The sequence below is a fragment of the Sphaerisporangium melleum genome (assembly GCF_014646695.1).
Classification (GTDB): Bacteria; Actinomycetota; Actinomycetes; order Streptosporangiales; family Streptosporangiaceae; genus Sphaerisporangium; species Sphaerisporangium melleum.
In genome coordinates this window covers 255,446-262,412 of sequence record NZ_BMNT01000005.1, presented here as the reverse complement: position 1 = coordinate 262,412, position 6,967 = coordinate 255,446, and the positions used below count along the sequence as shown (strand labels likewise).

General features: G+C 71.9%; 3 protein-coding genes and 1 pseudogene. 2 read left to right on the top strand and 2 right to left on the bottom strand.

The genetic code is table 11. The features are described 5' to 3' along the window. Positions 1-141 (top strand): annotated as a pseudogene (locus tag IEY93_RS37885) (sugar phosphate isomerase/epimerase); the annotation flags it as partial. A gap of 85 nt (positions 142-226) precedes the next feature. Here the strand turns inward: IEY93_RS37885 and IEY93_RS06490 are convergent. Beyond that, a complete protein-coding gene (locus IEY93_RS06490; RefSeq protein WP_203968349.1) occupies positions 227-1,663 on the bottom strand; it encodes an ATP-binding protein in 1,437 nt (478 codons plus the stop codon). 390 nt (positions 1,664-2,053) lie between these two features. Next, a complete protein-coding gene (locus IEY93_RS06480) occupies positions 2,054-2,986 on the bottom strand; it encodes an aldo/keto reductase (protein WP_189162034.1) in 933 nt (310 codons plus the stop codon). A 253-nt stretch (positions 2,987-3,239) separates the two neighbouring features. Between IEY93_RS06480 and IEY93_RS06475 the strand changes: the two genes are divergently transcribed. Then, positions 3,240-6,860 (top strand): S8 family serine peptidase, encoded by a 3,621-nt coding sequence (locus tag IEY93_RS06475; RefSeq protein WP_229690911.1) that lies wholly within the window; start codon positions 3,240-3,242, stop codon positions 6,858-6,860. Positions 6,861-6,967 lie beyond the last annotated feature (107 nt).

The following is a 6,967-nucleotide window of genomic DNA, read 5'->3' as shown; positions in this document are numbered from 1 at the left end:
GACGGCCCGATCTCGGTGGAATGGGAGGACGCCGGCATGGACCGCCTGCACGGCGCCCCCGAGGCCCTGGCCTACGTCCGCGGCCTCAACGCCATCACCCCGCCCACCGCCGCCTTCGACGCCGCCTTCTCCTCCGACTGACCCCCCTCCCAGCCGGAAACCGTCCGGTACGCGCCACCCCGCGCGCGTACCGGACGCGGTGTCCCAGGCTGCCCGGTCAGCGCGGTCATCGCCACGCGGCGACGACGTCCTCCGGCCCCCACACCAGGTCGAGGCCGAGCCCGGGCGTGACTCCCGACAGGGAGACCGCGACCAGCCCGCCGGATTCGTGACCCGGCACCTGCGCGGCGGCCCCGCGAAGCCGGGCCAGGTCGTGCTCGTCGAACGCCGTGCCGAGCCACTTGATCGACCCCGCGAAGCGCACCCGCCGGGCCACCGGCCCCCGGTCGGCGCCGACCAGGTCCACCTCCGGGTCGAACTGCCGATTCCACCATCCGCCGACGACCTCCACGTCGTCCCACGGCAGGTCTCCCGCCGCTGCGGCCCGGGTCAAGGCCTCGCGCACCACCGGCTCGACCGCCCGCCCGCGCAACGAGGACCATCGGCGCTCGACGAGCCGGATCGCGGCTTGCGGCTGGCCACGCGCCGCCCGTTCTACGGCGCCGCGCAGGACGCCGAGGTACAGGCGCAGGTTGTGATGGGCGACCCGGTACAGCGCGGGCTTGCCCGGGCGGGTCGACAGGGGCTCCTCGATGGCGAGCACCCGCTTCTCCTCGGTGAGACGGCGCAGCAGAGGGGAGAGGGAACCGGACGACAGGGCGCCCTGGCGTCCACCCGCCGTCGCCGCGATGTTCGCCTGGGTCCTGTCCCCGCTCCCCACCGCTTCCAGGACGCGGCGTGCCTGGTCAGGCGTCGGGAACTCGGAGAGCAGCGCGGACTCCGGCACCGTGAACAACGGTGAGGCCGGGTCGGCGCACTCCTCCCGGATGAAGTCGAGGGCCGGGGTGCCGTGCGGCCAGACGCGGATGATGCCGGGCAGCCCGCCACACGTGAGGTAGGCGTCGATGGCGTCGCCGCCGGCCAGGCCGAGGGCGTCGCCGGTCTCGGCCGGATCAAGCGGGCCGAGCACCATGGCGTCCGCCCGGCCGAAGAACGGACGGTCGTAGGCCGTGAAGCGCTCCATCATGTGCAGGTCGCTGCCGAGGAGCAGCAACAGGACGGGCCGTCGGCGCAGCAGCCGATCCCATGCCGTCTGCAAGGCTCCGTCGAACAGCTCGTCCTGTTCGGCCAGCCAGGGCAGCTCGTCGATCACCACGATGGCGGGGCCATCGGGCAGGGCGTTCGCCAGAATCCGGAACGCGTCCGGCCAACTGCCCGAACCGGCCTGGGCCACGCTCTCCGGCTCAGGGGGAAGCTGCGACTCTTTCAGCTCGGTGCAGAAGGCCTCCACCGACTCGACCGGGGACATGCCCTTGGTGGCGGTGAAGAAGAAGTACGGCACCTGGGCGCGATCGCAGAACTCCTGGACCAGCCGCGACTTCCCGACCTGGCGTCGCCCTCGGAGGGCGACGGCGGCGCCCTCCCCGGTCGACCGGACCCGATCCAACCGCTTGCCGAGCGCACCGAGCTCGGCCCCCCGCCCCACGAACCGCGTCCCCGCCACGCCACTCCTAGGTAGATGTCATCTACGTAGATGCAGTCTACCCACCTACCGCCGACGACCAGATGAGGACGACCAGCCCGCGGTGTTGCCGTGGTGGTGCCGCCGGGTCCGTCGTACGCTTTGGTTCCGGATGACCGGTCTTCCCCCGCACACCGAATTGATCGACGGGAGCCTCGTTCATGCGAGGCCCCGGGAGAAGTGGCACAGCCGGGTCATCGATCTCCTCGTGGGAGAGCTCGACGCGCAGGCCCCCGCAGATCTGCGCGCCGATCGAGAGATGGCGGTCCGGCCGGCCAAGCGCCAGGTTCCCGAGCCTGACCGATCCGTATCCGATCGACATCGGCCTCACCGCCGTCGGCGCGCGACGGCGGTGAGGCGTTCTGCCGGGCGTCAGGCGAGGGCGGGGTCGTCGAGGCGGGCACGCAGGTCGTCGTCGAGCTTCAGCTCCGCCGCGCCGAGGATCTCTTCGACCTGGGCGAGTGAGCTGGCCCCGACGAGGGGGACGATGTCCTGCGCGATCAGCCAGGCGAGGACGACCTGGTTCGGCGTGGCGCCGAGCTCCCTGGCAACCTCGCGCAGCACCGCCATGCGCCGCTCGGTGCCGCGGTGCTCGTACAACTCAGGGATCGGCCGGTCGGACCGCCCGCTGTAGGCGCCCATGAGCAACGAGGTGTAGACCCACAGGCGCAGGTCCTCCGACCGCACGAAGTCGAGCATCTCCTCGCTGACCTGCGTGTGCCCGCCCTCGGGCAGCGTGATGCCCGGCCGCGGGCGCAGGTAGGAGTGCCTGAGCTGCACGTGGGTGTACGGCGCCCAGCCCCCGGCCCGGGCCAGGGCACGGGCTCGTTCGATTCGCCAGGCGGCGTGGTTGGACGCGCCCAGGGTGCCCACCTGGCCCGCCGCCACCAGCTCGCCGAACGCGCCGACCTGCTCCTCCAGCGGGGTCGCGTGGTCCTCGACGTGCGCCCAGTAGACGTCGACGCGGTCGGTGCCGAGCCGGCGCAGGCTGCCTTCCACCGCCGCGCGGATGACCGGCGCGGATAACCCTTCCACCGCGTCGAGCGTACGGTCGCCGGGAGTGGCCGGCCGCGCGCCGCACTTGGTGCTGATCACGACGGCGTCGCGGTTGCGCCGGGCGGCCAGCCACCGGCCGAGCGTCGTCTCGCTCTCCTGGCCGGTGGCGCCCTCGATCCAGAACGGATAGTTGTTCGAGGTGTCCAGCATGGTGCCGCCCGCGTCGACGAAGCGGTCCAGGATCGCGAAGGACGTCGCCTCGTCGATCGTGGTGCCGAACAACATGGTGCCGAGTGCGATCTGTGTCATGCCTCACACCCTGCCTGCTGGAGCGCGCTCCAGGTCAAGCCGTTTTCGCCACCTCCGCTTCGCGGATCAGACGACGATCTGACACAGCACCTCGCCGGAGCGCAGGGCTGTTGGACGTCCGCCCGTATGCAGGATGAGGTCAAAAATCCGTATTGCACACGGATGTCGGTGCATACCCCCGTCAATAGCGTCGCGGACGACCGCTCGACGCCGGTAACCCCGCTGTCCGGATTAAGGACGTCACTTGGCGAACATGTTCTCCCGTCGGCCGCGTACCGCGATCATCACGGCCGCTCTGGCGCTACTCGCGGTCACCCCGCCCGGTCACGCCGCTGCCGCCGCCACCGTGCCCGCCCCGCAGGCGCCGCCCACCACCCTCACCCTGATCACCGGTGACGTGGTGACCGTCGCCTCCGGGCGGATCACCGTCGCAGGCCCGGACGGCGAACCGATCGGCGCCCGCGTCATCACCGCGGACGGCGACACCTACGTCTACCCCGCTTCCGCAGCCCAGGGGGTCACCTCGGGCCTGCTGGACAAGCAGCTGTTCAACGTCACCCGTCTGGTCGCGGAGGGCTACGGCGACAGCCTGCCCCTGATCGTCACCTACAAGGACGCCCCGTCCGCCCGCCAGGCCCGGCCGTTCACCGGCCGTGAACTGACCAGCATCGACAGCGTCGCCGTCACCCGTGAACCGGGCAAGGCCACCGAGTTCTGGGCCACGCTGACCGGATCCTCCCCCACCGCCCGCGCGGCCGCGCGGAACGGCATCAAGAAGGTGTGGCTGGACGCCAAGGTGCACGCCGACCTTGCCGACACCGTGGCCCAGATCGGCGCGCCCGAGGTGTGGTCGGGCGGCGACACCGGCGAAGGCGTGGACGTCGCCGTGCTGGACACCGGCATCGATGCCGAGCACCCCGACCTGGTGGGACAGGTCGAGTCCAGCGCCAGCTTCGTGCCCGGCGAAGAGGTCACCGACCGCAACGGCCACGGCACCCACGTCGCCTCCACCATCGCCGGCACCGGAGCCGCCTCCGGCGGCAAGGAGAAGGGGGTCGCCCCCGGCGCGGACCTGCACATCGGCAAGGTGCTCGACAACGGCGGCTCGGGGTACACCTCCTGGATCATCGAGGGCATGGAGTGGGCCACCCGCGACGAGAAGGCGAAGATCGTCAGCATGAGCCTCGGCTCAGGCCCCACCGACGGCACCGACCCGCTGAGCCAGGCCGTGAACGCCCTCAGCGCCGAGACCGGCGCGCTGTTCACGATCGCCGCCGGTAACGCGGGCCCGGCCGCGGGCACCGTGGGCGCGCCCGGCGCGGCCGACGCCGCGCTGACCGTCGGCGCCGTGGACGGTGCCGACGCCATCGCCGACTTCTCCAGCCGCGGTCCCCGCCTGGTGGACGGCGCGTTGAAGCCGGAGATCACCGCCCCGGGCGTCGGCGTGCTCGCGGCCCGATCCCAGTACGCCACCCAAGGCGAGGGCGACTACCTCACCCTCAGTGGCACCTCGATGGCCACTCCGCACGTCGCCGGCGCGGCCGCGCTGCTGGCCGCCGCCCACCCGGATTGGACGGGCGCGCAACTGAAGGACGCCCTGGTCAGCACCGCCAAGGCCACTCCGGACCTCGGCCCGTACGACGGTGGCAGCGGCAGGCTCGACATCGCCGGCACGGCGAAGAGCACGGTGTTCGCCAGCGGCACCGCCTACCTCGGTATCCACCCGCTCGGCGAGGACTCCGGCACCCCGCCGCGACGCGAGGTGTCCTACACCAACACCTCGGGCTCCCCGGTCACCCTCGACCTCACGCTCGACGCCCCCGAGGCCCCCGGCGGACTGTTCGCGCTGTCGGCCACCACGATCACCGTCCCGGCCGGCGGCCAGGCCACGGTCACGGTCAGCGCGAACCTGACCGGCGTGGCCGCGAAGCGGACCTACACCGGCGTGATCGAGGCCCGCGGCGCCGGTACGCCGCCGGTCCGCACCGTCATCGGTGTGAGCACCGAGGACAAGCTCAAGCACCTGCGGGTCACGGCCAAGGACCGTAACGGCGCCCCGCTGTGGGGCGACCTCACCCTCATGCCCAAGAACGACCCGTCGACGCCGTACTACTGGTGGCGCGTCGACGGCGGATCGCTCGACGTGCTGGTGCCCGACGGTGAGTACTCGCTGTGGATGTGGGGCCAGGTCCAGGGCACCCACGGCGCCGACTCGATCGGCGTGGCGCTGATGCAGGTGCCGGTGCTGACGATCGATGACGACACCGACGTGACCCTCGATGCCGCCACCACGCGCGAGATCAAGGCCGTCACCCCCAAGGACGCCGTGACCGGCCAGGTCAGGATGGACTACTACCGCTCGAACGGCCAGGCCGCGGTCATCGACTCGCTCACGATCGCCCCCGAATTCGACAGCCTGTGGGCGCAGCCGACCCCGAAGGTCCGCGCCGGCGAGATGGCGCTCAACGTGCGCTGGCGCAAGATCGAGCCGCTGTTGTCGATCACGTCCGGCAAGCGGTCGTTCGACGACCTGTGGGTCCTGCCGGGCGCGACGCTGCTGCCCGCGGGCACCAGTGACCTCCAGGCCGTCTTCGCGGGCGAGGGTCGCGCGTCCGACTACGCCGGACTCGACGCGGCCGGCAAGGTCGCGGTCGTGCGCGTCGGCGACGACGACGAACAGGTCGCGGCCGCGGCGGCGGCCGGGGTGAAGCTGCTGCTCATGGTCAACGACGACCTGGGCCGACTGCGCATCCCGCTGCGGAGGACTCCGCTCGCCGTGGCCGGGCTCAGCCGGACCTGGGGTGAGGAGCTGATCACCCGCATCCAGCAGGGCCCGGTACGCCTGCGCGTCGAGTCCAACCCCGACACCGGCTATCTCTACGACCTGGTGCGTTACTACGACCGCTCGATCCCCGGCGACCTGACCTACCGCCCGAGCGAGCACGACCTGGCCAAGGTGCAGGTCGACTTCCGCCGGGAGGCCGGCGACGAGGTGGAGGAATACCGCTACGACCACTCGCCGCACCTGGACAGCGCGATGGGCAGCACGATGCCGGTCCGCTCGAAGCGGTTCCGTACCGACTGGATCACCGCGGACGGCGCCCTGCGCTGGACCACCGAGGTGAACCAGCGCGGCAGCGACCGGATGATCAGGACCCAGCAGCTCTCGGCCTCCGTCGACCACCGCCCGGGCCGGACCTTGACCGAGCAGTGGTTCGGGCCGATCCAGCGGCCCCGGCTCAACGCGTCCTACGACCTGCCGGCGCGCACGGGCGACGCGATATGGGCCCCGCTCCCGGGCTGGGGTGACTCCGGCGCCGACCACGTCGGGCTGTACGGAGGGAGCGAGGCGACCCAGTCGGTCAGCCTGTATCAGGGCGACAAGCTCCTGACGCGCGAGGACGGCTACATCGTGGCGGTCGAGGGTCTGGCCGCCAAGCGGCTGCCGTACCGGCTGGTCGCGACGACCGGACGGGACGCGGCGGCCTTCCCGTACTCGACCAGAACCGAGACGACCTGGCGCTTCACCTCCGGTACCACCGCGCGAGCCGAGCAACTGCCGCTGATTCAGCTCGACTACCAGGTGGAGACCGACGGGCAGGGCCGGGCGTCGCGCCGCGCCCCGCTGACACTGCTGCCCTCACACCTGCCCGGTGGGCCGGACTCCGGCACGATCAAGTCGCTCGCTCTCCAGGTGTCCTACGACGACGGGGTCACCTGGCGCCAGGAGCGGCTGACCAGGCACGGCGACGGCTGGACGGCCGAGCCGCGCCCGCCGTCCGGCGCGCGCTTCATGACGCTGCGGGCCACCGCGCAGGACAAGAAGGACAACGCGCTCGAGCAGACGATCGTCCGCGCGTACGGACTGAAGTGAGTCCCGCCGGGGAGGCGGGCGGGATCTCTCCTGCACCCCTCCCCGGGCGGGCATCGGGCGCCGGAGTTTCCGGCGGCCGCCCGGACCTGCCCACTGAGCCGCGGGCA

Bases quoted from the DNA above. Each gene is read 5' to 3' on its own strand.
- IEY93_RS06480 (WP_189162034.1), bottom strand. From the start codon at position 2,986: ATGACACAGATCGCACTCGGCACCATGTTGTTCGGCACCACGATCGAC.
- IEY93_RS06475 (WP_229690911.1), top strand. From the start codon at position 3,240: ATGTTCTCCCGTCGGCCGCGTACCGCGATCATCACGGCCGCTCTGGCG.